The organism is Plantactinospora sp. BC1 (genome assembly GCF_003030345.1).
Taxonomy (GTDB): Bacteria; Actinomycetota; Actinomycetes; order Mycobacteriales; family Micromonosporaceae; genus Plantactinospora.
Genome location: NZ_CP028158.1, coordinates 3,499,117 through 3,525,503, shown reverse-complemented (window position 1 = coordinate 3,525,503; position 26,387 = coordinate 3,499,117). Strand labels below are relative to the sequence as shown.

At 73.4% G+C, this 26,387-nt stretch carries 18 protein-coding genes and 1 pseudogene; 9 read left to right on the top strand and 10 right to left on the bottom strand.

Features of this window, described 5'->3' with window-relative positions:
• The first annotated feature begins 31 nt into the window (after positions 1-31).
• Complete coding sequence (locus C6361_RS15160; protein WP_107258645.1) at positions 32-2,155, top strand: APC family permease; 2,124 nt, start codon at positions 32-34, stop codon at positions 2,153-2,155.
• Positions 2,152-3,576 carry a class I SAM-dependent RNA methyltransferase gene (locus tag C6361_RS38185; RefSeq protein WP_234359510.1) on the top strand — a complete coding sequence of 475 codons (1,425 nt, stop codon included), beginning with the start codon at positions 2,152-2,154 and terminating at the stop codon, positions 3,574-3,576. The genes C6361_RS15160 and C6361_RS38185 overlap by 4 nt, the downstream gene beginning before the upstream one ends.
• A gap of 54 nt (positions 3,577-3,630) precedes the next feature.
• Here the strand turns inward: C6361_RS38185 and C6361_RS15150 are convergent, their stop codons facing one another.
• Together C6361_RS15150 and C6361_RS37025 are read right to left on the bottom strand one after the other, a co-directional pair.
• Positions 3,631-3,819, bottom strand: a complete 189-nt coding sequence (locus C6361_RS15150) for a hypothetical protein (RefSeq protein WP_107268126.1) — start codon at positions 3,817-3,819, stop codon at positions 3,631-3,633.
• A gap of 126 nt (positions 3,820-3,945) precedes the next feature.
• Positions 3,946-4,197 carry a hypothetical protein gene (locus C6361_RS37025; RefSeq protein WP_159079333.1) on the bottom strand — a complete coding sequence of 84 codons (252 nt, stop codon included), beginning with the start codon at positions 4,195-4,197 and terminating at the stop codon, positions 3,946-3,948.
• Between the two features lie 421 nt (positions 4,198-4,618).
• Here C6361_RS37025 and dxs point away from each other — a divergent pair, with 421 nt between their 5' ends.
• On the top strand, positions 4,619-6,622 hold the full coding sequence (dxs, locus tag C6361_RS15145) for a 1-deoxy-D-xylulose-5-phosphate synthase (protein WP_199853358.1): 2,004 nt from the start codon (positions 4,619-4,621) through the stop codon (positions 6,620-6,622).
• Between the two features lie 81 nt (positions 6,623-6,703).
• Here the strand turns inward: dxs and C6361_RS15140 are convergent, their stop codons facing one another.
• A complete protein-coding gene (locus C6361_RS15140; RefSeq protein ID WP_107268125.1) occupies positions 6,704-7,894 on the bottom strand; it encodes a hypothetical protein in 1,191 nt (396 codons plus the stop codon).
• A 190-nt stretch (positions 7,895-8,084) separates the two neighbouring features.
• Between C6361_RS15140 and C6361_RS15135 the strand changes: the two genes are divergently transcribed.
• Together C6361_RS15135 and C6361_RS15130 are read left to right on the top strand one after the other, a co-directional pair.
• Entirely contained in the window at positions 8,085-10,079 is a 1,995-nt protein-coding gene (locus C6361_RS15135) for a hypothetical protein (RefSeq protein ID WP_234359509.1), read from the top strand.
• A complete protein-coding gene (locus tag C6361_RS15130) occupies positions 10,076-11,986 on the top strand; it encodes a hypothetical protein (protein WP_234359508.1) in 1,911 nt (636 codons plus the stop codon). The genes C6361_RS15135 and C6361_RS15130 overlap by 4 nt, the downstream gene beginning before the upstream one ends.
• Before the next feature lie 123 nt (positions 11,987-12,109).
• Here the strand turns inward: C6361_RS15130 and C6361_RS15125 are convergent, their stop codons facing one another.
• Positions 12,110-14,071: a hypothetical protein gene (locus tag C6361_RS15125; RefSeq protein ID WP_107268124.1), complete on the bottom strand. Its 1,962-nt coding sequence runs from the start codon at positions 14,069-14,071 to the stop codon at positions 12,110-12,112.
• A gap of 162 nt (positions 14,072-14,233) precedes the next feature.
• On the opposite strand from C6361_RS15125, the gene C6361_RS15120 reads away from it, so the two are divergent.
• The 3 genes and pseudogenes from C6361_RS15120 to C6361_RS15110 all read left to right on the top strand — a co-directional run.
• On the top strand, positions 14,234-15,580 hold the full coding sequence (locus C6361_RS15120) for a PQQ-binding-like beta-propeller repeat protein (RefSeq protein WP_159079332.1): 1,347 nt from the start codon (positions 14,234-14,236) through the stop codon (positions 15,578-15,580).
• A 78-nt stretch (positions 15,581-15,658) separates the two neighbouring features.
• Positions 15,659-16,345 carry a response regulator transcription factor gene (locus C6361_RS15115; RefSeq protein WP_107263962.1) on the top strand — a complete coding sequence of 229 codons (687 nt, stop codon included), beginning with the start codon at positions 15,659-15,661 and terminating at the stop codon, positions 16,343-16,345.
• Positions 16,346-16,353: 8 nt separating this feature from the next.
• Positions 16,354-17,562, top strand: a pseudogene (locus C6361_RS15110) (sensor histidine kinase); the annotation flags it as partial.
• A gap of 226 nt (positions 17,563-17,788) precedes the next feature.
• On the opposite strand, the gene C6361_RS38180 reads toward C6361_RS15110, so the two are convergent.
• Positions 17,789-18,781 carry a DUF2637 domain-containing protein gene (locus C6361_RS38180; protein ID WP_234359507.1) on the bottom strand — a complete coding sequence of 331 codons (993 nt, stop codon included), beginning with the start codon at positions 18,779-18,781 and terminating at the stop codon, positions 17,789-17,791.
• Between the two features lie 378 nt (positions 18,782-19,159).
• Between C6361_RS38180 and C6361_RS37020 the strand changes: the two genes are divergently transcribed.
• On the top strand, positions 19,160-19,543 hold the full coding sequence (locus C6361_RS37020) for a VOC family protein (RefSeq protein WP_159079331.1): 384 nt from the start codon (positions 19,160-19,162) through the stop codon (positions 19,541-19,543).
• Between the two features lie 68 nt (positions 19,544-19,611).
• On the opposite strand, the gene C6361_RS15095 is transcribed toward C6361_RS37020, so the two are convergent.
• The 5 genes from C6361_RS15095 to C6361_RS15075 form a co-directional block, all read right to left on the bottom strand.
• Positions 19,612-20,304 (bottom strand): hypothetical protein, encoded by a 693-nt coding sequence (locus C6361_RS15095; RefSeq protein ID WP_107268121.1) that lies wholly within the window; start codon positions 20,302-20,304, stop codon positions 19,612-19,614.
• A 51-nt stretch (positions 20,305-20,355) separates the two neighbouring features.
• Positions 20,356-21,111 carry a bifunctional 2-polyprenyl-6-hydroxyphenol methylase/3-demethylubiquinol 3-O-methyltransferase UbiG gene (locus tag C6361_RS15090; RefSeq protein WP_107268120.1) on the bottom strand — a complete coding sequence of 252 codons (756 nt, stop codon included), beginning with the start codon at positions 21,109-21,111 and terminating at the stop codon, positions 20,356-20,358.
• On the bottom strand, positions 21,101-22,624 hold the full coding sequence (locus C6361_RS15085; RefSeq protein WP_107268119.1) for a radical SAM protein: 1,524 nt from the start codon (positions 22,622-22,624) through the stop codon (positions 21,101-21,103). The genes C6361_RS15090 and C6361_RS15085 overlap by 11 nt, the downstream gene beginning before the upstream one ends.
• 348 nt (positions 22,625-22,972) lie before the next feature.
• Positions 22,973-25,072 carry a 3-hydroxyacyl-CoA dehydrogenase NAD-binding domain-containing protein gene (locus C6361_RS15080; protein WP_107258657.1) on the bottom strand — a complete coding sequence of 700 codons (2,100 nt, stop codon included), beginning with the start codon at positions 25,070-25,072 and terminating at the stop codon, positions 22,973-22,975.
• A gap of 55 nt (positions 25,073-25,127) precedes the next feature.
• Complete coding sequence (locus C6361_RS15075) at positions 25,128-26,327, bottom strand: acetyl-CoA C-acyltransferase (protein WP_107258658.1); 1,200 nt, start codon at positions 26,325-26,327, stop codon at positions 25,128-25,130.
• Positions 26,328-26,387: the final 60 nt, after the last annotated feature.

Below are 26,387 nucleotides of genomic sequence, written 5' to 3'. Positions count from 1 at the left end.
GGCGAATCCGGCAGCCGTACCCTTAGCGGTTGTGGCCAGTCCCACCTCGCTAGTCAAGCGCCTGCTGCTGGGCCGACCCTTTCGGTCCGACAAGTTGCAGCACACCTTGCTGCCGAAGCGCATCGCGCTGCCGGTCTTCGCCTCCGACGCGCTCTCCAGCGTGGCGTACGCACCGGACGAGATCCTGCTGACGCTCTCGATCGCCGGCACCTCGGCGTACCTCTTCTCGCCGTGGGTCGCCCTGGCCGTCGTGGTGGTGATGCTCACCGTGGTGGCGAGCTACCGGCAGAACGTGCACGCGTACCCCTCCGGCGGTGGCGACTACGAGGTGGCCACCGTCAACCTCGGACCGAAGTTCGGCGTCGGGGTGGCCAGCGCGCTGCTGGTCGACTACGTGCTGACCGTCGCCGTGTCGGTCTCCTCCGGGGTGGCCAACCTCGGCTCGGTGCTGCCGTTCGTCTCCGAGCACCGGGTCGGGGTGGCGGTGACCGCGGTGGTCGTACTGAGCGCGATCAACCTGCGCGGGCTGCGTGAGTCCGGCACCGCGTTCGCGATCCCGACCTACGGCTTCATGATCGTCATCATCGGGATGATCCTCACCGGACTGGTTCGGATCTTCGTCCTCGGCCACGACCTGCGGGCGCCCAGCGCCGACCTGGTGGTCAGTGCCGAACACGCCAACCTGACCGCCTTCGCGATGGCCTTCCTGCTGCTCCGTGCCTTCTCCTCCGGCTGTGCCGCGCTGACCGGGGTGGAGGCGATCTCCAACGGCGTACCGGCCTTCAAGCCACCGAAGAGCAAAAACGCCGCCACCACGCTGCTGATGCTCGGCTCGGTGGCGATCGTCATGATCATGGGCATCATCTGGCTGTCCCGGCTGACCGGCCTCCAGTTCATGGAGAACCCGGCCCGGCAGCTCGAACACGGCCCGCTCGACTACGTGCAGAAGACCGTGACCGTCCAGCTCGGCCAGGCGATCTTCGGCAACGGGGTGCTGCTCTTCGTCGTGGCCGGCGCGACCGCGCTGATCCTCTTCCTGGCCGCCAACACCGCGTTCAACGGCTTCCCGGTGCTCGGCTCGATCCTGGCCCAGGACCGCTACCTGCCCCGGCAGTTGCACACCCGGGGCGACCGGCTGGCCTTCTCCAACGGCATCGTCTTCCTCGCCCTGACCGCGATCCTGCTGATCGTCGCCTTCCAGGCCGAGGTGACCCGGCTGATCCAGCTCTACATCGTCGGCGTCTTCGTCTCGTTCACGCTCTCCCAGGCGGGCATGATCCGGCACTGGAACCGGATGCTGCGTACCGAGCGGGATCCGGTGGTGCGGCGCAGGATGGTCCGGTCCCGGGCCATCAACGCCTTCGGGATGGGGCTGACCGGGGCGGTACTCGTGGTCGTGCTGCTCACCAAGTTCCTGCTCGGCGCCTGGATCGCCATCGCCGCGATGGCGGTGATCTACGCCATGATGCTCGGCATCCGCCGGCACTACGACCGGATCGCCACCGAGCTGACCCCACCCGAGGGACGCCCGGTGCTGCCGGCCCGCAACCACGCGATCGTGCTGGTCAGCAAGGTCCACCAGCCGACCCTGCGGGCGATCGCCTATGCCCAGGCGACCCGGCCGGACACCCTGACCGCGCTGACCGTCAACGTCGACGAGGCGGACACCCGGGCGGTGCAGGCGGAGTGGGAACGGCACGGGGTGACGGTGCCGCTGACCGTGATCGACTCGCCGTACCGGGAGATCACCCGGCCGATCCTCGACTTCGTCGCGTCGGCCCGCCGGGAGTCACCCCGCGACGTGGTCACGGTCTTCATCCCCGAGTACGTCGTCGGGCACTGGTGGGAGAACCTGCTGCACAACCAGAGCGCGCTGCGGATCAAGGGCCGGCTGCTCTTCGAGCCCGGGGTGATGGTGACCAGCGTGCCCTGGCAGCTCGCCTCCACCGCCCGGAAGAACCTGGACCGGTTCGACGCCACCCTCAGCCGTGGACCGGCCCGCGGACCGCGCGGCGGCGCCCCGGTCGGCGGCCTGCTCGGGCCGCCCCCGCCGTCGAACACCGCCGCCACGGCACCACCGCCGCCCCCGCTGGCGGGTACCGACCTCGACGAGCCACCGCCCGCCCCCGGGCGGGACAGCGCGGGTCCCCGATGAGCGCCGGTGAGCGGTCCCGGGTCGCCTCGACGGGCCCGGGCGAGGCCGAGCGGGTCGAGCTGACCGTCGGGCCGGTGGCGCACGGCGGGCACTGCGTGGCCCGACTGGACGGGCAGGTGGTCTTCGTCCGGCACGCGCTACCGGGGGAGCGGGTGATCGCCCAGATCACCGAGGTACGCCGGGACTTCCTCCGGGCGGACGCGGTGACCGTACTCGACGCCTCGCCGGACCGGGTCGTCCCGCCGTGCCCGTGGGCGGGGCCGGACCGGTGCGGCGGCTGCGACCTCCAGCACGTCGCACCGGCGGCGCAGCGACGCTGGAAGACCGAGGTGGTACGCGAGCAGCTGCGTCGGCTGGCCGGCCTGACCCCGGAGCAGGTCGCCGAGCTGGACGTCCGGGTCGAGGAGCTGCCCGGCGGCCCGCTCGGCTGGCGCTCCCGGGTCCGGTACGCCGTCGACGCCGCCGGTCGGGCCGGACTGCTCAAGCACCGGTCGCACGAGGTCGTCCCGATCGACTGGTGCCGGATCGCCCGCCCGGCGATCCAGGAGCTGCCGGTGCTGACCCCCAGCGGTCGACTCTGGCCCGACGCCGACCTGGTGGAGGTGGTCGCCTCCTCGGGCGGCGACGTGACCGTGCACGGGCGGCGCACCACCGGGGTGCTCGGCGGCGGCGACCTCGGCGAGGCCGCCGTCCCGCCCCTCGGCGGACCGACCGATGGCGGCGCCGGCCGGACGAATGGCGCCGTCGACCCGACGCACGGTGCCGGCGGCCCGACGGATGCCGACGGCGGCCCGACGGATGCCGACGGCGGCCCGACCGACGCGGCCGCGCCGGACGGGGCGGGGGAGCGGGTCCGGGAGGTGGCGGTCGGCCGGACGTGGCGGCTGCCGCCGGAGGCGTTCTGGCAGGTACATCCGGCGGCGGCGGAAACCCTGGCGGCGGCCGTACTCGACCTGCTGGCGCCCCGGGCCGGCGAGTCCGCCTGGGACCTCTACGGCGGCGCCGGGCTCTTCGCGGCGGCGCTGGCCGACCGGGTCGGTCCGACCGGCCGGATCACCCTGGTCGAGTCGGCCGAGCCGGCGGTCGGGGCCGCCCGGGACAACCTCGCCGACCTCCCGCAGATCGAGGTGGTCCGGGCGTCGGTCGGACCGGCGCTGCGGCGGCGCCGGATCGTCGGGCCGGTCGACCTGGTGGTGCTGGACCCGCCGCGCGCCGGTGCCGGTGCCGAAGTCGTCCGGGCGGTCGCCGCGGCCACCACCCGGGCGGTGGCCTACGTGGCCTGCGACCCGGCCGCCTTCGCCCGGGACGCCCGGACGTTCCGGGAGGCGGGCTGGCGGCTCGCCGCGCTGCGCGGCTACGACCTCTTCCCGATGACCCAGCACGTGGAGCTGGTCGCGCTGCTGCTCCCCGCCGAGAGCTGAGCCCGGCCGGCGGCGGAGGCCGACACCCGGCCGGGCCCGACCTCCGCCGCCGCCTCAGCGGCCGGTACGGCGCCGCATCAGGGTCCGCTCGTAGTCCTGGAAGCGCGCCTTGGCGATCGCCGACCCGTCCTCCGACCGCAGCACGATGCCCTCGGCCCGGCCCGGCGTACCGTCCAGGGCCACCGTCGTGGCCGGCAGGCGCTCGGCGAGGAACCGGTGGGTCTTCTCCAGCTCCGTCGGCAACTCTGCGGGATCACCGATCGGACGGGCAAGGCGGTTTCCGGCGAACCGACCGGCGTAGCGACCGGCGAACCGACCGGCGTGGCGGCGTCGAATCGCGGGCGGGAGCGGGCGGGGGGGCGAGGCGGGTCAGGGGGTGGCGTGCAGGGCGGACCGGGGCGCGGTGGGGACCGCCTCCGTATCCCGGCGGGCGGCCCGGGCGGCGGCCCGGTCCCGGAGCCGGATCCAGGCGACGATCAGCAGAATCAGCGGCAGCAGCGGCAGGGCGACCAGCAACACGATGCCGACCGCGAGGAGCTGACCGGCGGCGTACCGGCCGGATGTCGGGGTGGTTCGGGCGCGACCGGGGGACCGGTCGGGGCGGGAGCCAGCAGGCGACATGTCGAGACCTTAGGGGAGGGTGGGATTACCGGCCATGCTACGGCCCTTGACGGCATCTGCCCGATTTTTCGTTCGTTCGGCGGAACCCCGACCCACCACTCGCGGTGCCTGGTCGTCGACTGTCCGCGACCGCCGCACCGTCCGGTCAACGGGACTCTGCTGATCGCCGACCGCCCGCAACCGGCCGGCGAGGCGGTTCGGCAGCCGGGGGGGCTCCCGATCGGCTACCCTGCCCGCCGGTCCAGCGTCGAACCCCGGCGACCGGCTCTGGCAGCGCGATCCGGGGCACTGCTTCGGCGGCCCGGCTGCGGGCCGGCCCGGCCCCGATAGACTCTGCGGCTATGAGCCTGTGTAGGGAGCGAATCAGCCAGCCCAGTGCCGTGCGGCCCGATACCCCTGCCGAGCGCGGCGAGGTGACGGCATGACCGTGGAGGAGTCGGAGACGTCCGCCGGACGGCTGTTGGGCACGGTCCGTGGGCCGCGGGACGTCAAGCGGATGTCCGCCGAGCAACTGGCGTTGCTCGCCGCCGAGATCCGGGACTTCCTGGTCGCGAAGGTCTCCCGGACCGGCGGGCACCTCGGCCCGAACCTCGGGGTGGTCGAGCTGACCCTGGCCATGCACCGGGTCTTCGACTCGCCGCGGGACCGCTTCCTCTTCGACACCGGGCACCAGGCGTACGTGCACAAGATGCTCACCGGGCGGCAGGAGGGCTTCGACCAGCTCCGCCAGCGCGGTGGCCTCTCCGGCTATCCGAGCCAGGCGGAGAGCGAGCACGACCTGATCGAGAACTCGCACGCCTCGACCGCGCTCTCCTATGCGGACGGGCTGGCCAAGGCGTACGCGCTGCGCGGCGAGTCGCGCAACGTGGTGGCGGTGGTCGGTGACGGGGCGCTGACCGGCGGCATGTGCTGGGAGGCGCTGAACAACATCGCCACCGCCCGCAACCCGCTGGTCATCGTGGTCAACGACAACGGCCGGTCGTACGCGCCGACGATCGGCGGCCTGGCCGACCACCTGGCCACGCTGCGGCTCAACCCCGGCTACGAGAAGGTGCTGGACGCCGTCAAGGAGGCGCTCGGCTCCACCCCGCTGGTCGGCAGGCCGATGTACGAGGTGCTGCACGCGGTCAAGAAGGGCATCAAGGACGCGGTCGCGCCGCAGGCGATGTTCGAGGACCTCGGCATCAAGTACCTCGGCCCGGTCGACGGGCACGACGTGGCGGCGATGGAGTCGGCGCTGCGCCGGGCCAAGGGCTTCGGCGGGCCGGTGATAGTGCACGCGGTGACCCGCAAGGGTCTGGGCTACCGCCCGGCCGAGGAGGACGACGCCGACTGCCTGCACGGCCCGAGCAGCGCCTTCGACGTGGAGACCGGCAAGCTGCTGGCCGCGCCCTCGGTGAAGTGGACGCACGTCTTCGCCGAGGAGCTGGTCGCGATCGCCGACGAGCGGCCGGACGTGGTCGGCATCACCGCCGCGATGGCCGAGCCGACCGGCATCGCGCCGCTGGCCCGCAAGTACCCGAACCGGGTCTACGACGTCGGCATCGCCGAGCAGCACGCCGCCACCTCGGCCGCCGGCCTCGCCATGGGCGGCCTGCACCCGGTGGTGGCCGTCTACGCGACCTTCCTCAACCGCGCCTTCGACCAGGTGCTGCTCGACGTCGCCATGCACCGGCTGCCGGTGACGTTCGTGCTGGACCGGGCCGGGATCACCGGCCCGGACGGGCCGAGCCACTACGGCATCTGGGACATGTCCGTCTTCGGGGTGGTGCCCGGGCTGCGGATTGCCGCGCCCCGGGACGCCGCCACCCTGCGGGCGGAGCTGCGCGAGGCGGTCGCGGTCGAGGACGGGCCGACGATCCTGCGCTTCCCGACCGGCTCCGTCGTCGCCGACCTGCCGGCGGTACGCCGGATCACCGCCGCCGACTCGGTCTCCGGCGGCGTGGACGTACTCGCCGAGTCCGCCCGCACCGACGTGCTGCTGGTCGCGGTCGGCGCCTTCGGGCAGCTCGGCGTCGAGGTGGCCGCCCGGGTCGCCGAGCAGGGGTACGGCGTGACGGTGGTCGACCCGCGCTGGGTGCGGCCGATCCCGCCGGAGCTGGTCACGCTGGCCGGCAGCCACCGGCTGGTGGTCACGGTCGAGGACGGCGTACGTGCCGGCGGGGTCGGTGACGCGCTGGCCAAGGCGATGCGCGACGCCGACCTGCGGGTGCCGGTACGCGACCTCGGCGTGCCGTCGGTCTGGCAGCCGCACGGCACCCGGGCGCAGATCCTCGCCGACCTGGGACTGACCGCACAGGACGTGGCCCGGGACGTCACCGGCTGGGTCTCCCAGCTCGACGACGAACCCATCGCCCCGGTCCGCGTCACCGCCCCCAACGGCGACCGGGCCACGAAGGGCCGCAACGGCCGGGGCGTCGCCTGATCCCGCTGCTTCGCTGATGTGGTGGCTTCGTCCGACGGCGAGGCCACCACATCACCGGAACAGCCCGATCGCGAGCGCGGCTCAGTTGCCGCCGGCCGAGCGGTCGGTGGTCTTGTCCGGGGTGGTCAGGCTGAAGGTTTCCCGGGTGGTCGGCTTCGGCACCACGACGAGGCCGGGGCGGTCGACCAGGCGGGTGGTGTTCGGCGGCACCGCGAGGCTGGTCTCCGGGTTCGGCTGCCAGGCCAGCACCACGACGGGGCTGGAGAGCGGCAGGACGTACGCCTGGAGCGGTTCGAGCCGGTCGGCGGCCGAGACCACCGGCGGGCCCTCGGCGGGCCGGAGCAGGGCCGCCGTCATCATCCCCTCGTCGGTACGCCAGCTCAGCTGTTCGAGCCTGGCCGGCTGATCCCCGGCACCGACCAGCTCGACCTCGGCCAACTCCTTCGTCGACAGCCGGTCGATCGGCCAGGAGACCGGCACCGATCCGGGGTGGACCTCGCCGTGCACCCGGTGCGGGATGCTGCCGAACGGCCCGGTCTTGCTGGCCAGGGCGCAGGTGTCGAGGCCGTCCAGCACCTTCGCGCCGGAGCCGGTGTCGTCGCCGACCAGCGGATAGCGCGGCCCCTCGATGCCGGTGCCGAGGTCGATGAGCCGGTCGGCGGCCTTGCCGCTCGGCAGCGACTCGCTGGGGCGCAGCCGGGCGGTGACGGTGCGGGCGGCGCAGGCCGGCAGCGCGACCGGGCCGGTCAGGCCGTCGTTGACGGCCAGCGGCCGGCGGTCCGGCCCGAGGAGCCGGTCCACCCGGGCGGAGACGAGGTAGCGCCGGCCGGTGGGCAGCTGCACCGGCAGTACGTCGGAGTAGACCAGGTAGCCGGGATCGGTGTACTCCACCGCCCGGTCGACGCGGAAGTCGGCTCCGTCGCCGGTCAGCTGCAACAGCCAGGAGCCCGCCTCGCCGGGCACGTCGGCGGCGACCAGGGCGAGCCGGTTGCCGTCGACCTCGCCGAGCCAGAGGATGCCGGAGGAGGGCAGGTGCACCCGGTCCTCGACCGGGGAGCGCCACTCGTCGACGGCCCGGGCCACCGCCGAGGTCGCTTGTGGATCACCGGCCAGGCTGCCCCGTGAGGGCCAGACCTGGAGCGTGCCGTCCAGTGTGTCGTAGCCGACCCGGAGCGCGACCGGGGGCTCCTTGGGAACCGTGCCGCAGCCGCCGGTGAGGAGGGCCAGGGTGAGGGCCGCGCCGACGATCCCGCTACGAGGGAGTGAACCCACCGCTGTGCTCCCGATCCGCCTCAGTCGTCAACAGAAGCCACATCCTACGAGATCTCGGACGCGGCTCGGGCGTGACCCGGAAAAGCCCGACCGATCGGGGACGGCCGGTGCGGTGACGCGACTCGCCCTGCGGAAACCCGCCGCCCAGGCAACTGGGACCAATGGGGTACTCCTGTAGACTCCGCCGACTGTGACGCTTGCCCAGCCACGCCTGCACAGCACCCCGGACCCGGAGGGCCCCGAGTCGGGAAGCCGAACGGCGACCGGAACCGACGGGGGCGCGGCGGAGCCGGCGGATTCGGGCACCGGTCCCGAGACCGGCTCGGAGACCGCGTCGACGGCACCCGCCGCCGACCGGGAGCCGGCGCCGCGTTCCGGCGGCGCGGGCGAGGGCTCGGGTACCCCGGACCGGAACACCGGCCACCCGGCCACCCGGCCGGCCCGCTGGCCCACCTGGCGACGCGACCTCGCCGTCTACGCAGCCTTCCTGGTCGCCGGCTTCTGGGTGACCAGCCAGATCTGGCTCGACCCGGCCGGCCGGGTCGCCTCGCTCTACAGCAGCGACCCCGCCCAGGTGCAGTACTTCCTGGCACACTCCGTCCGGGTGGTGCTGCACGGCGAGTTCCCGTTCTTCACCGACCGGCTGAACTATCCCGACGGCGTCAACCTGATGGCCAACACGGCGATCCTGGGCCTGGGCATCCCGATGGTGCCGGTGACGCTGCTGTTCGGGCCGGCGGTTTCCTTCGTGGTGCTGGTGACGATCGGCCTGGCCGGCACCGCCTCCGCCTGGTACTACGTGATCTCCCGGCACCTGGTCAGCGCGCCGATCGCAGCGATCGTCGGCGGCTGGTTCTGCGGCTTCTCCCCGGCGCTGCTCTCGCATGCCAACTGGCACCCCAACATCATCTCGCAGTTCCTGCTGCCGTTCATCGTCTGGCGGGTACTGGTGCTGACCCGCTCCACCCGGCCGGTCCGGGACGGCGTGATCCTCGCCCTGCTGGTCACCTACCAGGCGTTCATCAACGAGGAGATCCTGCTCTTCACCGCGATGGCCTGCGGGGTCTTCCTGCTCGCCGTACTCGTGCAGGAGCCGTCCCGGTGGAGGGCGGCGTGGCGGCCGCTCGGCGCCGGGCTCGCGGTCTGCACGGTGCTCGCCGGGGCGCTGCTGGCGTACCCGCTGATCGTGCAGTTCGCGGGGCGGCAGGCGTACCACGGGCTCAGCGACGCGGTACGGGACTACGGCAACGACCTGGCGGCGTTCTTCGTACCCGGCTCCACCACGCTCGGCGGCAACCAGCGGGCCAACCTCGACCTCGCCCCGAACTACTCGGAGGAGAACGCCTTCTTCGGCTGGAGCCTGGCGCTGTTGACCGTGGCGATCGTGGTCTGGCTCCGCCGCGAGGTGGTGATCCGGGCGCTCGCGGTGACCGGCCTGCTCTTCGCGATCCTCTCGCTCGGCGAGCGGATCTCCTGGTGGAACCGGGGCGCCTTCTGGGGGCCGTGGGACGTCCTGGTCCGGGCCCCGCTGCTCGACGCGGTGGTGCCGACCCGGTTCGGCCTGATCACCACCGTGGTGATCGGGCTGCTGCTCGCACTCGCCACCGACCGGGCCTGGAAGCTGGAGATCGCCGACCGCAAGGCGCTGCGAACCGTGGTGGTGGCCGCGCTGGCGATCGCGCTGGTGCCGATCCTGCCGCTGCCGCTGCGCGAGGTGAGCCGGCCGCCGGTGCCGCACTTCATCACCTCCGGCCAGTGGCGACCGTACGTCGGCGCCGACCAGACGCTGGTGCCGGTGCCGATCCCGGCGATGGGGCACACCAACGGGATGCGCTGGGCCGCCGCCGTCAACCTCGACTTCAAGATCCCGGGCGGCTACTTCCTGGCGCCCCGCAACGGCAACACCGGCGACCCCGGCCGGTTCGGCGGCCGGCCCAGCGGGCTCAGCGCGGTCCTCGACCGGGTCGCCACCAGCGGCCAGCCGGCGACCCTGACCGACCGGCAGCGCCGGCGCGCCCTGGACGAGCTGCGGCACTGGCGGGCCGCGATCCTGGTGCTCCCGGTCCGGCAGGACAACGTCGAGGCGCTGCGCAGCACCGTCGACCAGCTCGCCGGCCCGGCCCGGCGTACCGCCGACGTGTGGGTGTGGGACGTGCGCGCCCTGACCGACCGCACGGCTGGGTGAGCGGGCCGGGTCGACCCGCCGAGACCGCGCCGGACGTCGCGGTCCCGGCGGCCGTGTCGTCGACCGCCGCCGGTCGCCGGGCGGCGCTGCGGCGCGTCGCCGCCGACCGGCTCGGCGCGCTGCGGGCCTGGTCGGCGCGGCGGCGGGCTCCGCTCGTCGACGCGGCGGTCGTGCTGCTCTACCTGGCGGCCGCCGGCCACGTCACCTCCGGGCTCTGGCTGCATCGGGACCGGATGACCTACGCCAGCAACGACATGATGCTCTTCGAGTGGATGCTGGCCCGGGCCGCCCGGGCGGTGACCCACCTGGAGAACCCGTTCTACAGCACCGCGTTGAACGCGCCGGACGGGATCAACCTGATGGCGAACACCTCGGTGCTCGGCCTCGGCGTGCCGCTGACCCCGGTGACCCTGCTGGCAGGCTCGCAGGCCAGCTATCTGCTCGCGGTCGTGCTCGCGCTGGCCGGTACGGCCACCGCCTGGTATCTCTTCCTGTCCCGCCGGATCGTCGACTCCCGGCTCGGCGCGGCCGTCGCCGGCCTCTTCTGCGGGTTCGCGCCCGGGATGATCTCCCAGGCCACCGGGCACCTGCACATGATCGCCCAGTTCCTGGTGCCGGCCATCCTCGCGGTCGTCTTCGACCCGCGCACCGACCGGGTGCTCCGGCGCGGCGTACTGCTCGGCGTGCTGGTCAGCTATCAGGTCTTCCTCGGCGAGGAGGTGCTGGCCTTCCTGGTGCTCGCCTGCGGGCTCTTCACCGTCGGCTACGCGCTCTCGGCCCCGCGTACCGCCCGGCGGCTGGCCCCGGCGTTCCTCGGCCGGCTCGGCGTCGGTACCGGGGTCGGGGTGGTGCTGCTGGCGTACCCGCTGTGGTTCCAGTTCTTCGGGCCGGGGCACTACCGCGGGCTACCGTTCGACCCGAAGGCGTACCCGCTGGACCTGGCGTCGTTCACCGCCGCGTCCCGACAGTCGATCACCGGTCACGACTCGGTGCCGGGGATGCTCTCGCCGAACCTGACCGAGGAGAACTCCTTCTTCGGGCTGGGGCTGATCGTGCTCTGCGCGGTGGTGGCGATCTGGCAGTGGCGGCGGCCGTTGGTGCGGGCGCTGGTGCTCTGCACACTCGTCTTCGCCGCGCTCTCGCTCGGCGAGGACGTGCGGCTGGGCGGGGAGGTGCTGGAGCTGCCCGGCCCGTACCGGCTGGTCTCCGGGCTGCCGCTGATCGACCTGGCGGTGCCGGCCCGGTTCCCGCTGATCTGCGTACCCGCCCTGGCGATCCTGCTGGCGCTGGCCTTCGACGAGGTCTTCCGGCGTACGCCGGGCGGCGGCACGACGGAGGACGGGACAACGGGCGGCGTGACAACGGGCGGCGGGCGGGTGCCGGTCCGGCTGCTCTGGACCGGGGCGGTGGTCGCCGTACTGCTGCCGCTGGTGCCGACGCCGCTGGAGACCAGGCCGGTCTGGCCGGTACCGGAGTTCGTCGCCAGCGGCGAGTGGCGGTCGTACGTGCCGCCGGGGCGTACCCTCGTGGCCGTGCCGCCGACCAGGGGCTCCGAGGCGACCGCCGGCATGTACTGGTCGGCCCGGACCGGGCTGGCCTTCACCGCGCCGGGCGGCTACTTCATCGGACCCGCCGGGCCGGACGATCCGCAGGCGCGCTGGGGTGCGCCGGACCGCCCGACGGCGGTGCTGCTGGACCGGGTCGCCGCCACCGGTGAGGTGCCGCCGATCGGCGAGGCCGAACGGCGGCAGGCGATCGAGGACCTGCGGCACTGGCGGGCCGCGATCGTGGTGCAGGGCGGCCTGCACCGGGGCGTGCCGGTCAGGGAGACTCTCGACCAACTGCTCGGGCCGGGCCGGGACATCTCCGGCGCCTGGGTCTGGGACGTCCGCGCCCTCGTCGACTGATCCCGTCGCCCGCCCCGGAGGTCCCGGCCCGGAGGTCCCGGCCCGGAGGTCCCGACCCCGCTCAGCGGGTCAGTCGATCTCAGCGGGTCGGTCGATCTCAGCGGGTCGGTCGACCTCAGCGGCTCAGCCGACCAGCGACCGGACGTCCCAGAGCCAGACGTCGTCGACCCGCTGTGCGGGGCCGAGCAGCCCGGCCAGCAGGACGTGCAGGGCGGGCGCGGCCGGGTGGTCGCCGAGCACCACCACCGAGGCCTTCCAGAACCGCAGGTCCTCGATCGCCTGGCGACGGTTCTCCTCGGTGACCAGGGGTGCCGCGCCCCGGTCCATCGTCCCGTAGATCAGCAGGCTGGTCGGCCGGGACGGTGCGCCGAAGACCCCGAAACCCTGCGCGTCCGGGCCGATGAAGTAGCCGGCCGGGATCGGGAACTCCTGCCCGGTCAGCGCGCTCCAGCGCAGCGTGGAGAGGCCGTGCACGTTGCTCGGGATGGGTACCGGCACCAGGGTCCGGCCGGCCGGCACGTAGGGTCGCCAGGCCCCGGAGCTGATGAAGTGCGGCGGCGGGTCGATGTGCATGGCCGGCAGCGGGCGCGGGACGATCGGCAGCAGCGCGAGCACGATCGCGGCGTACGCGAAGATCCGCAGTCGTGGCCGGGCCGGCTCGACCGCCCCGGCGAGGTCGAGCGAAGCGCCGCCGGACGCCGGGCCCCCGTTGGCCGAGGCGCCGACCGACGACGTGACGCCGTCGCCGCCCGCACCGCCGGACGACGCGGCACCGTTCGACGCGGCACCGTTCGGGGCGGCACCGTTCGCCGCGGCCGGCCGGCGCCCGCTCCGGGCGACGTCGTTCCAGGCGAGCGCGACCAGGATCCCGACGGCGGCGACCGTGACCAGACTCAGCCGGGTCGGCATCATCATCTCGATCAGCGGCAGGTCCTCCGGCAGCAGGTGCCACGGACCCTCGTGCTCGGTGAGCCGGCCGTCGTAGCGGATCTGCCGGCCCAGCGAGGCGAGCGCGAAACCGGCACCGAGCAGCGCGGCGATCCGGGCGACCACGGAGGTCCGCCAGAGCAGTACCGCGACCAGCACGACCAGCCCGACGAGCGGCCAGCCCAGCCAGGTGTTCTGCTCGGTCACCCCGATGGTCTTCTCCACCTCCGGCGAGCCGGCGATGGTGTCCCGGGAGTAGGTGACGAAGGCCCGCAGGTCCTCGCCCCAGTTGTGGAAGACGCCGCCCTGTAGCCCCCGGTAGGACTGCGGGCCGTTGAACTGGTACCAGATCGGGTAGCCGGCCAGCAGCAGCGCCAGCGCGCCGCCGACGCCGAGGCCGCGCAGCAGGTTCCAGACCCGGTGCCGCAGCACCGACCAGCGGAAGGCGGCGTAGAGCGGTACCGCCACCGCGCAGGCCAGCGCGGTGAGCAGCAGCATCTCCTCGTTGATGAAGATCTGGTACGCCACCAGCAGCCCCAGCACCAGCCCGTTGCGCAGCCACCGCCCCGGCTCGCCGAGCCGGAACACCCGGACCACGATCAGCGGGAGCAGGAAGTTGGAGACGAAGTTCGGCTGGCCGTTGGCGTGGTGGATGATGCCCGGCGCGAAGCCGAGGAAGGCCCCGCCGACGAAGGCCGCGCCCCGCGAGGAGACCAGATACCGGGAGAGCATCCAGTACGAGGTGGCGGCCGTCGCCGCGAGCGCACCGCCGAGATAGAGCGCGTACGTGACCTGCGGGCCGAAGAGCCAGGTGAGCGGGGCCAGCGGCAGGGTGACGCCCAACAGCGAGGTGTTGGCCATCATGTTCACCCCGTCCGGGGCGTTCTGCCGGGCGGAGAAGAGCGGGTTCTCCAGGTGCTGCACCGAGTACGCGCCGTGCGCGAAGAGCCACTCGAACCAACTGTGGTCGGTCGGCAGGTGTGAGGAGACCCGGTGGTTGACGTCGACCCAGTAGTTGGCGCACACGAAGACGCCGAGCAGGACGTACGCTCCGATGGCCAGTACGTCGACCCGTGCGGGCGCTCGGAAGACCCGCCACTGTCGAGATCGACCGACCTCGGTCGAGCCGGCTTCGGCGTCCGAAGAGTTGTCCACCACCGGAATTGCCACGAGGCGCCATCGTACAGGTGGGTTCGCGTCCGAATTGCCGCTACCCGCTCCGGTGTGACCGGAGTGTGCCGGACCAGCCTGCCGGCCCATACCGGACCATCCGGACGGCGTCCCGCCGGGCCGGGCCGGGGGAGTCGGGGAGGGAGGGGAATGCCGACCATCGAGCTTGGTGAATTGACCGCCGGGGCCGGCGCGGAGCTGTCCGGGCCGGACCGGACCGTGCGGCGGCGGACGGGCCGGCGCCGCACGCCCCGGTCGGGGTTGCTCGCGGCGGTGCTGGCCGGGCTGCTCGGCACGGTGGCGGCCGGCGGCCCGGTCCCGCAGGGCTGGCCGGAGGAGACCGTACCGGCCCGGCTCGGCGCCACCGTCCTCGCCGACCGGGAGTGGATGTTCGTCGCCGAACCCGGGCGGCCCGGTGAGGGCGGTGCGGAGCTGGCCGCGTACCGGCTGCCGGAGGCGGAGCCGGGCTGGCGGGTGGCGTTGCCGACCGACGACGTCGACAGCCTCCAGTCGCTCGGCGACCACCTGCTGCTGCTGACCTATTCGGGACCGACGGGCCGGAAGGCCCGGTTGACCGTGCTGGACGTGCCGGCCGGTGCCGTGGCCTGGACCCGCGAGGCGAGCCTGATGGCGGTCAGCACCCGCGGCGACCTGGTGCTCCGGGCGTCCGGCGAGGAGTGGCGGCCGGACGGGGAGAGCGGGCCCGGCACGCTGGAGGCGGTCGATCCGGCCTCCGGTGCGGTGCGGTGGTCACTGCCGGTGCCGGCCGGTGCCGTGCCGTCGTTCGACCTGTCGGCCGGCGACTGGACGGCACCGGTCCGCGCCTCGACCCTGGTCCTCACCCTGCCGTCCGGTCGGGTCGAGGTCCGCGACCTCGGCAGCGGCGCGGTGCTGCGGGCCGTCCGGCTGCCACCGCCGGGTGCCGGGTCGCGGAGCAACTGGCGGGGCGACGTCGCCGCCGGGCTCTTCTTCGTGTACGACGAGAGCACGGTGACCGCGTACGGTCTGCCCCGGCTGGACCGGCGCTGGTCGGTCCCGTTCCAGCCCGTCGTCGAGTACGGGCCGGTCCGCTGCGGAGTCGACCTGTGCAGTCTGCGCCCCCAGCACGGGGTCAGCCTCCGGGACGGGCGGACCGGCGCGATCCGCTGGTCGGACGAGCGCTGGACCGGCATCTGGAGCGTCGGTGACACGCTCTTCGGCGCGCGGTCCGGTGACGGCGGCGGGACCGAGTCGCTCTCGATCCTCGATCCGGCCACCGGGCGGGTACTCGCCGACCTCGGCTCCTGGGCCTTCCTCGCGCCGCGCGGATCGCGGTTCGTCGGCCTCCGGTACGGCGCGGACCAGCGGGCCTGGGTGGTGGAGTTCGATCCGGCGACCTGGCGGAGCCGGCTGCTGGCGGTGCTCCCCGGGGTGTCGGGTGACTGCGGGCTGTCCGCCACGGTGCTGCACTGCCGCCGGCCGGACGCCTCGATCGGGGTGTGGCGCCTGCCCGGTTGACCGGCCGGGTCGCGCCTGCCGGCTGTCACTTGTCGGGCACGGATAGGTTGTCCCCTACAGGCAGCCGGGGAGGTCGTGGTGCGGGTACTGGTGGTGGAGGACGAGCGCAACCTGGCCGACGCGATCGTCCGGGGGCTGCGCCGGCGGGGCATGGCGGTCGACGTCGCGTACGACGGCTCGACCGGGCACGAGATGGCCTTCGTCACCCGGTACGACGTGGTGGTGCTCGATCGGGACCTGCCGGGCGTGCACGGCGACCAGATCTGTGCCGACCTGGTCACCTCGGAGGCGCTGACCCGGGTGCTGATGCTGACCGCCAGCGGTACGGTCGCCGACCGGGTCGAGGGGCTCCAGCTCGGCGCCGACGACTACCTGCCGAAGCCGTTCGCCTTCGACGAGCTGGTCGCCCGGGTGCAGGCCCTCGGCCGCCGGGCGACCCCGGTCACCCCACCGGTGCTGACCGTGGCCGACCTGGTGGTCGACCCGGCCCGGCGGGTGGCGACCCGGGGCGGCGCGGCGGTCGACCTGACCCGTAAGGAGTTCGGCGTGCTGGAGGAGCTGCTCAAGGCTCGCGGGGCGGTGGTCTCCAGCGAGGAACTCCTGGAACGGGTCTGGGACGCCAACACCGACCCGTTCACCACCACCGTCCGGGTGACCGTGATGACGTTGCGGAAGAAACTCGGCGACCCCCCGCTGATCGAGACGGTGGTCGGCGCCGGCTACCGGATACCCGACCCGTACGTGCCAGGGCAGGTGAGCGCGTGACCGTCTATCTGACCCGTCGCCGGCCCCGGGTGCGGCCCACCCTGCGCCTGCGGCTGACCCTGCTCAACGGCGTCCTGTTGATCGGCGCCGGGGCGATCCTGGTGGTGCTCGCCTGGCTGCTGGTGGGGGACGCGCTGACCCCGGACATCCGGCTGCGGTCGAATCCGACGCTCGAACTCTCCGACGGCCGGACGGTCGGCGCGATCGAGTGGCAGCGGGAGATGGCGCAGGCGGCGACCCGGGAACTGCTGGTCAAGGGGCTGCTGGCGCTGCTGGTGATCAGTGTCGTCGGGGTGCTCGGGGCGTACGCGGTGGCCGGCCGGGCGCTGCGCCCGCTGCACCAGGTCACCTCGACCGCCCGACGGCTCGGCGAGGCCACCCTCGACCAGCGGATCCGCTACTCGGGTGCGGACGACGAGGTGGCCGAGCTGGCCGGCACCTTCGACGCGATGCTGGACCGGATCGCGGACGCCTTCGAGGCGCAGAAACGCTTCGTCGCCAACGCCTCGCACGAGCTGCGTACGCCGCTGGCGGTGATGCGTACCGAGATCGACGTCACGATGGCGGACGACGAGGCGGACGTCGCCGAGTACCGGCGGATGGCCACGGTGGTCCGGGACGCGTCCGAGCGGGCCAACAACCTGGTCGACGCGCTGCTGGTGCTGGCCCGCAGCGAGGCGCAGTCCGGTCGCCGGCTGGCCCGCAAGGCGCCGACCGACCTGGCCACCGGGGCCAGTGCGGCGCTCTCGGCGGTCCGGAACGAGACCACCCGGCTCAAGCTCCAGGTCGAGACGGCGTTGTCGCCGGCACCGGTGGTCGGCGATCCCGGCCTGCTGGAGCGGCTGGCCGGCAACCTGATCGAGAACGCGGTGCGCTACAACCACCTGCACGGACGGATGTGGGTGCGGACCGGTTCGGATCCCGAGCAGGCCTGGCTGGTGGTCGGCAACACCGGTTTCGAGGTGGAGCAGGCGGACGTGCCGGGGCTCTTCGAGGCGTTCCGGCGGGGCGGTCGGGAGCGGACCGGCGCCCGGGGCTCCGGGCTGGGGCTGTCGATCGTCCGGGCGGTCTGCGACGCGCACGGCGGCACGATCAGAGCGATCGCCCAGGACGGTGGCGGGCTGGAGGTGACGGTGACGCTGCCGGCCGCCGAGACCACTCCGGTGGTGGCCGCCTCGGCGGTGGTCGGCGGCGGCCCGGGCCCCGTGCCGGCCCGGCCGGTACCCGCGAGCGTCGCCGCCAGCACCGCCAGCACCGCCAGCACCGTTCCGCTGGGCTCGGCGTCCAGCCGGGCGGTCCCGGCCAACGCGCCGGTTCCGGGTACGTCGCCGCAGCCGACCCCCGGCACCCCGAGCGACCTGGCGGAGACCGACCCGGCACCGGGCTGACCGGCCGCTCCGTCGGCGGTTCCCGGCCTCCGGCTCCCGGCTCCCGGCTCCCGGCTTACGCGACGAGGTCGAGTTCGCGTACCTCGCGGCGGATCGCCCGCAGGCGGGCGGTGGTGATGCCGAGTTCCTGTGCCACGTCGGCGTCACTGGCCTCGGGGCGTTCGGCCTGGATCGCCGCCGCCAGTGCGGCGGTCTCGGTGATCGGCCGGCGCGGCCGGGCCGCAGCGCCCGACCTGGCCGCGCGACCGGTCGGGGCTCCCTTCCGGGCCGTTCCGGTCGCCGCCTTGCGGGGCCTGGTGGCGGGGCCGGCCGACATCCCCGCGCCCGCACCGCCGCTCACGCCCGTCTCGGCCCGGCCGGGCGGAGCCGTGCTCGCCCCGTTTGCCGTGCCCGTTCCCGTCCCGTTAGCCGTCCCAGCCCCACCGGTCGACACGGCGAGCATCTCGCCGTTCACCCGGCCGACCCGTCCGGTCGCGCCGACCGCACCGACCCGTTCGACCGTGCCGGCCGCTTCGACCGTGCCGACCCGTTCGACGGCGCCGACCGGTTCGACCGCGCCGACCCGTTGGATGGCGCCGACCGGTTCGGCCGCGCCGAGCGGCCCGTCGCCGGGTGCCGGGGCGGCCTGGGCGGCTCCGGCGGTCGTCGCGGCCTGGGCGGTGGCGATCCGGCCGCCCAACTCGACCAGGCAGATGCTGGCCACCACGATCAGACCGTCGACGGAGAGCGGCAGCAGGTACGGCGACGCGCCGGTCTCGCCGTACCGGGCGGCCACCCCGACCATGTGCCAGTACGACACCCAGGCGGCGATCCCGGCGATGGTGGCGGTGGCCGCCATCCGGGCGAACGCGAGGGAGCGGCGGTGCACCGGTACCCGTGAGATCAACTCGACGGTGAGCAGCAGCGCCAGCGGCGGCCAGGCGGCGATGGCCTGGCTGATCGGGTTGTCCCTGGCGTGCAGGATGTTGGCGACCACCGAGGCGGCGACCCCGAGCGCGAGGGTGGCGCGCACGGCCCAGCGGACCCGGCGAAGCTGTGGGAGGGGCACCGATCGCTCCTTGCCTGTCGTCGTGCTTCCTCTCGGCCCAGCGGACCAGCCGGCCTGACCGCTCATCCTTACGGCCGAACCGGTCCGGCCGGTGTACCGGCCGAATTTCCGGCGTGTCGCTCACCGCCCGGTGGCCGTCCGTGTGCTTGGCGTTGTCGTCGCGCCGTCCCGCCCGGCCGGTCGGCGGAGCCCGGCCCGACCCACGGTGGAAATCCCGGTTGCCGATCTTGATCTTTCGTGCGAGGCTTGCCGCCGTCAGCCCGGATCATGGGAGGAGGTGCGGTAGATGGTTGCGCTGTCCTGTCCCGCGCCTCGCTTCGGCCACCGCTGACCGACCCGCGTTCCTCCGCGGGGCGCACACTCCCGCATGGAGGATCCGTGAGTTCCATCATCCACAACGTCAGCTTCGACTGCGCCGACACGTACCGGCTCGCCAGCTTCTGGGCCCAGGTGCTGGACCGGTCCCTGCGACCGGAGGACCAGCCGGGCGACGACGAGATCACCCTGCTGTCGCCGGACGGCGTCAGCCCGCAGGTCTTCTTCCAGCGGGTACCGGAGGGCAGGTCGGGCAAGAACCGGCTGCACGTCTGCCTGCAACCGGCCGACCGGACCCGGGACGAGGAGGTCGACCGGCTCTTCGGGCTCGGTGCCACCCTGGTCGCCGACCACCGCCGGCCGGACGGCACCGGTTGGGCGGTGCTCGCCGACCCGGAGGGCAACGAGTTCTGCGTCGAGCGGAGCGCCGCCGAGCGCGCCGGCTGAGCCACGGCGCACCGGCGCGGAGCGGTCGCCCGGGCCGCTCCGCGCCGGCAGCGTTCCTGCTCAGAGCACTAGAAAGGGGCGTCATCGTAGGCGCCCTGCGGCGGCTCGTAGGCCGGTAGCGCGGGCTCCGTCCGACGAAGGTCGTGCCCACCCCAGTAACGCAGGTTGAGCATTGCGGTTTCGGTGTGACGCCAGTGCGGGTCGGCGGCGACAGCGGCTCCGACGCGGGCGGACAGGGCGGCGCGGTGCGGGGTGAGTTCGGGTGCGGAGGCCAGGTTCACGGCGGCGATGAGGGCGGCGTCGCGTACGTTCCCGTCGGGATCGTCGAGGCAGGCGGTGACCACGGCGAAGAGTCGCTGCCGCATCGGGCGGAGCGGGCCGCCGATGTTCTCGCCGCCGGCGGCGTCATCGCCGAACCATTCCCGCCACTGGACACCCATCGCGTATCCGAGCTGGGACAGCCAGAGCAGCAGTGCGGCCCGCAGCGGTCCGTCGCCATATTCGCGGCTGGGGCCGGGCTGGGCCCGGACCCGCGGATCGGCCAGCGCCACGGCGACGAACCGGGCCGCCGCGGGTGTCGCCTCGTAGATGGTGCCCTGGTGGAACAACTCCTCCCACAGGTGGGAAAGAGCCCGCCGCGCGTCGTCACGGTCACCGGTCAGTAACCCCGCCAGGAGTCGCGGCGTCTCCGGCCAGGCTGGCCCGTGGCTGTGTGCCAGTGCCCGCCAGTTGGTCTGTTCGAGTACGGCTTCCGGACGCATCAGGGGAGCGTAGTGCCCTGACCGACACCATCGACGCTTCCGGTCAGGGCACTAGCCGGGCAGCCGGGCCAGCAGGGCGTACGTGTTCGGCAGCCGACCCTGCCAGGCGGCCGCCGAGACCCCGTCCGGCCGCCAGAACGGTTCGGGGAACTCGGCGAGGTGGCGCAGTTCGAGGCCGGCCCCGAGTACCGCGTTGACCACCTCGCCCAGCGTCGACTGCCATTCCACGGCGCCGTTCGCCGGGAAGGTGTCGTTGACGTGCGACCGGCCGAAGTAGCTGCGGTCGGGTCGGATCCGGGGCTCGTCGGGGTCCCAACTCCAGAGCGGTACCGCCGGATGCCCCTCGTAGACGAAGAGGTGGCCGCCGGGGCGGAGCAGCCGGGCGACGTCCCGGGCCCAGGCGGTCAGGTCGGGCATCCAGATCAGCGCCCCCTTGCCGGTGTAGACCAGGTCGGCGCAGCCGTCCCGCAGCGGGGCGCCGGGCAGCCGGCCGACGACGTACCGGCAGGGGAGCGCCAGTTCGGCGGCCCGGCGGGCGGCGGCGGTGGCCGCGACCGAACTGAAGTCGACGCCGCAGACGGCGCGCGCCCCGGCCCGGACCAGGGCGACGTCGTCGAGGCCGTGCCCGCTCTGTAGGTGTACGACGCTCGGCGCCGACCGCAGCAGCGGCCCGAGCAGCGCGACCTCGGCCGGAAAGAGCGACGAGCCGTCGCGGGCCTGCCGGAGCAGGTCCTGGTATTCCCGGACGTGCTTGCCGGAGGCGGTCTCCCAGGCGACCCGGTTCCGGCTCGTCGTCTCACGATCCATGCCGTTGAATCTCGACGGGTACCAGCGGCGGCGCAACCGGATTCGCCCCGCCCCCGCCGGCCGGACCGACGCCCGCACCCACGCCCGGACCGACGGCGTCAGTGTCCGCCCGGCCGGTGCCTCGGCCGGTGCCCCGGCCCGACGCCCGCTCGCCGAAGCCGCCGAGCACCGCCTCCAGCAGCGGCAGCGCGTGCAGCACCTGGCCGGCCCGGATCAGCGTGTGCCAGGCCGGCTCGAACTTCTTCCAGCCGCCCGCGTACGCCACGTGCCGCAGCCGGCCGCGCAGACTCTCCTTCGTGGAGGCTCCGCGCCAGATCGCCGGCCAGCGGTAGAAGTCCCGGTAGGCCCGGTGGTAGCCGTCGGTGAGCTGGCTCGGGGTGAGCCCCTTCGGCCGGTAGACCACCTGCCGGGTGTCGTACCGGTCCCAGTCCCGGTGCAGGATCCGGTCCTGCGCGACCATCCGGTCGTAGAGCGCGGTGCCGGGGTACGGGGTGAGGATGTGGAAGGTTGCCGTCTCCACCCCCTGCTCGACCGCCCAGCCCACCGTACGGTCGAAGACGTCCGGCCCGTCGTCGTCCAGCCCGAAGACGAAGCTGCCGTTGACCATCACGCCGTGCTCGTGCAGCCGCCGTACCACCGCCGAGTAGTCCCGGCCGACGTTCTGCCGCTTGCGGGTCGCCGCCAGGTTGCCGTCGTTGACCGTCTCGAAGCCGACGAAGAGGCTGCGCAGCCCGGCGTCGACGGCGCGTTCGAGCAGGTCCGGTGCGAGTACCGCGTCGACGGTGCCGGCGGCCTGCCAGAGCCGGCCCATCCCGGCCATCCCGTCGAAGAGGGCCCGGGCGAACCGGCGGTTGCCGAACAGATGGTCGTCGAGGAAGTAGAGGTGCCGGCCGGGGAGCCGCTCGATCTCGGCCAGCGCGTCGTCGACCGCCTGGGTGTAGAACGACTTCCCGCCCTCGAAGAAGGCGTCCTTGTAGCAGAAGTCGCAGTGGTGCGGGCAGCCCCGGGAGACCACGATCGAGTTCGGTACCAGGTAGCGGTGCCGGGCGATCAGGTCCCGGCGTACCGGGGGTAGGCCGGCGAGGGTCCGGGTGGTGGAGACGTACCGGGGCTTGGGCTCGCGCCGGCGCAGGTCGGCGAGGAACTGCGGCCAGGTGTCCTCGCCCGGACCGAGGAAGATCGTGTCGGCGTGGGCCGCCGCCTCGTCCGGCAGCGCGGTGACGTGCAGGCCGCCGAGGACGACGTACGCGCCGAGGGCCCGGTAGTGGTCGGCGATCTCGTACGAGCGGCGGGCCGAGGTGATGTAGACCTGGATCACCACCAGGTCCGGGACGGGATCGTCGGTCAGGTCCAGCCGCTCGACGTGCTCGTCGTGCAGGCTCACCTGGGTGTCCTCCGGCAGATAGCCGGCGAGGGTGGCCAGGCCCAGCGGCGGGAACAGCGAGTACTTGATCGGTCGGAAGAACGGGCTGGTCGCCTCGGTCAGGGCCGGCAGGATCAGCTTGACGCGCATGCCTGCGACGCTAGGCAACCGGTGCGGGGCGACTGTGTTCCGGACGTGGAGACTCCGTGAAGGATGCCTCCGTCGGGGCTTCCGTGGGCTTCCGTGGGCCTCCGGGGTCCTCCGGAGTCCTCCGGGGTCCTCCCGACGGGACGAATCCAGTCCACGTCCAGTGGCAGTTCAGTCCGGTAAGCGAATCTTGAGCCCTGCCCGGCCGGCGCCCCCGCCCGGTCGGGCAGGCCACCGCCGGACACCAGCGGTGTCCGGGCAGATCGCGGTGATCAGGGACCAGGTCGCACAGCGCGCCGTGCGACTCGCCGGGACAGGTCCCTGATCACCTGCGATCGTGGCCGGGTCGGCTCAGCCGGGCAGGCTCGCGACGCCCGGGGGCAGGAACCGGCGGCCGGTGACCCGCTCGGAGGTGCCGGTCCGGTCCAGGTACGGCGTGACGCCACCGAGGTGGAACGGCCAGCCGGCGCCGAGGATCATGCAGAGGTCGATGTCCTGCGGCTCGGCGACCACACCCTCGTCCAGCATCAGCCGGATCTCCTCGGCCAGCGCGTCGAGTGCCCGCTGGCGTACCTGCTCGGCGGTCAACGGTGCGGAACCGACCTCCAGCAGCCCGGCCACCTCCGGGTTGACGTCGCCGTCGACCACCAGCGGCTTACCGGACTCGGCGATCCGCCGCAGGTTCTCGCTGACCCCGAACCGGTCCGGGAAGGCGGCGTGCAGCGTTCCGCCGACGTGGTACGCCACCGCCGGCCCGACGAGCTGGAGCAGCGCCAGCGGGCGCATCGGCAGGCCGAGCGGGTCGAGTGCGGCATCCGCGACCTCGGGCGGGGTGCCGGCGTCCACGGCCGCGAAGATCTCGCCGAGGAACCGGGTCAGCACCCGGTTGACCACGAACGCCGGGGCGTCGGCGACCAGTACGCAGGACTTGCGCAGCTCCTTGCCGACCGCGAACGCGGTGGCCAGGGTGGCGTCGTCGGTCCGCTCGCCCCGGACGATCTCCAGCAGCGGCAGTACCGCGACGGGGTTGAAGAAGTGGAACCCGACCACCCGCTCCGGGTGCTCCAGGTCGGCGGCCATCGCGCTGACCGAGAGCGAGGAGGTGTTGGTGGCGAGTACCGCCTCCGGGGAGACGATCTTCTCCAGCTCCGCCCAGACCTGCTTCTTCACCGCCAGGTCCTCGAAGACCGCCTCGATCACGAAGTCGGCGTCGGCGAAGACGCCCTTGTCGACCGAGCCGCTGACCAGGCCGCGCAGCTTGGCGGCCGTACCCTCGGGAAGCCGGCCCTTGCCGACCAGCTTGTCGATCTCGGCGTGCACGTAGCCGACGCCCTTGTCCACCCTGGACTGGTCGAGGTCGGTGAGCACCACCGGGACCTGGAGCCGGCGGGCGAAGAGGAGCGCGAGCTGCGACGCCATCAGGCCGGCGCCGACGATGCCGACCTTGGTCACCGGCCGGGCCAGGCCCTTGTCCGGCGCCCCGACCGGTCGCTTGGCCCGGCGCTGCACCAGGTCGAAGGAGTAGAGCCCGCTGCGCAGTTCCTCGCTGAAGACCAGCTCGGCCAGCGCCTCCACCTCGGCGGCCATCCCCCTGGGCAGCCCGTCCGGGTCGCCCTCGGCGGGCGCGTCCGGCGCCTCGCGGGCCAGCTCCAGCAGCTCCAGCGCCCGGTTCGCGGCCGGGACCGCGCCGTGCAGCCGCTCGTCGAGCGTCTGCCGGGCGAAGTAGAGCACGCCGTCCCACATCTCCCGGTCGACCTCCGGCCGGGTCACCTGGACCTCGCCGCGCACCACCTGCGCGGCCCACTCCAGCGAGCGCTCCAGGAAGTCGGCCGGCTCGAAGAGCACGTCCGCGATGCCCAGCTCGGCGGCCTGCTTCGGCTTGAGCATCCGGTTCTGCATCAGCGGGTTCTGGATGACCACCTGGGCCGCACCGGCGATGCCGATCAGGTTGGGCAGCAGTTGGGTGCCGCCCCAGCCGGGGACCAGGCCGAGGGAGACCTCGGGCAGGGCCAGCGCGGCGGCGCCGCCGGAGAGCGTCCGGTAGTGGCAGTGCAGCGCCAGTTCCAGCCCGCCGCCCATCGCGGCGCCGTTGACGAAGGCGAAGGTCGGCACCGCGCTCGTGCGCAGCCGGCCGAAGACCCGGTGGCCGAGCCGGCCGATCTCGCGGGCCTGGTCGCGGTCCGCGAGCAGCGGCATGCCGGTGACGTCGGCGCCGACGCAGAAAATGTACGGCTTGCCGGTCACCGCCACGAACGCCGGCTCGGCGGCGAGCGCCTCGGTGATCGCGTTGTCCAGACTGGACAGTCCGGCCGGGCCGAAGGTGTTCGGCTTGGTGTGGTCGAACCCGTTGTCCAGGGTGATCAGCGCGGCGGGCCGGTCCAGCCCCGGCAGGTTCACCAGCCGGAGCAGCGAACGGGTGACCACCTCGTTCGGGTTACGCGGAACCGTCACTGCGCCACCTTCCGATCGGACTGCGGGGCTCGCAAAACCGGCTCACTCCTCGCGCTCACTTGTCGTCGCCGCCTTCCCAGTTCGGGTTCTCCCAGATGACCGTGCCGCCCATGCCGATGCCGATGCACATCGCGGTGATGCCGTACCGGACCTCGGGGTGCTCGGCGAACTGCCGGGCGAGCTGGGTCATCAGCCGTACCCCGGAGGAGGCGAGCGGGTGGCCGATGGCGATCGCCCCGCCCCACGGGTTGACCCGGGGGTCGTCGTCGGCGATGCCGAAGTGGTCGAGGAAGGCGAGCACCTGCACCGCGAACGCCTCGTTCAGCTCGAAGAGGCCGATGTCGTCGATGGAGAGCCCGGCGATCCGCAGCGCTTTCTCGGTCGACGGGATCGGGCCGTAGCCCATCACCTCCGGCTCGACCCCGACGAAGCCGTACGACACCAGGCGCATCGACACCGGCAGCCCGAGTTCCCGGGCGACGTCCTCGGCGGCGAGCAGGCTGGCGGTGGCCCCGTCGTTGAGTCCGGCCGCGTTGCCGGCGGTGACCTTGCCGTGCGGGCGGAACGGCGTCTTCAGGGTGCCGAGCTTCTCCAGCGAGGTCTCCCGGGGCGCCTCGTCGGCGGTGGCGAGTCCCCAGCCGCTCTCCGGGTCGCGGGTCGCCACCGGCACCAGGTCGGGCTGGAGCTTGCCGTTGGCGTACGCCTTGGCGGTCTTGACCTGGGAGGCGAGCGCGTACGCGTCGGCGCGCTCCTTGCTGATGTGTGGGAGCCGGTCGTGCAGGTTCTCGGCGGTGGAGCCCATCACCAGCGCGGAGGGGTCGACCAGCTTCTCGGCCAGGATCCGCGGGTTGGGGTCCACGCCCTCGCCCATCGGGTGCCGGCCCATGTGCTCGACGCCACCGGCGATGGCCACGTCGTAGGCGCCCATCGCGATCCCGCCGGCCACGGTGGTGACCGCGGTCATCGCCCCGGCGCACATCCGGTCGATGGCGTAGCCGGGCACCGTCTTGGGCAGCCCGGCGAGCAGCGCGGCGGTACGGCCGATGGTGAGGCCCTGGTCGCCGATCTGGGTGGTGGCGGCGATGGCCACCTCGTCGACCCGCTCCGGCGGGAGTTGCGGGTTGCGCCGCAGCAGTTCGCGGATGCAGCGGATCACCAGGTCGTCGGCGCGGGTGTGGGCGTACATCCCACCCGCCTTGCCGAACGGGGTGCGGACGCCGTCGACGAAGACGACATCCCGAACTTCACGGGGCACTGGAGCCTCCTTGCCGCAGGGGCCCGGGTGGGCGGTACCTCGGATGCTACTAGCCAGTAA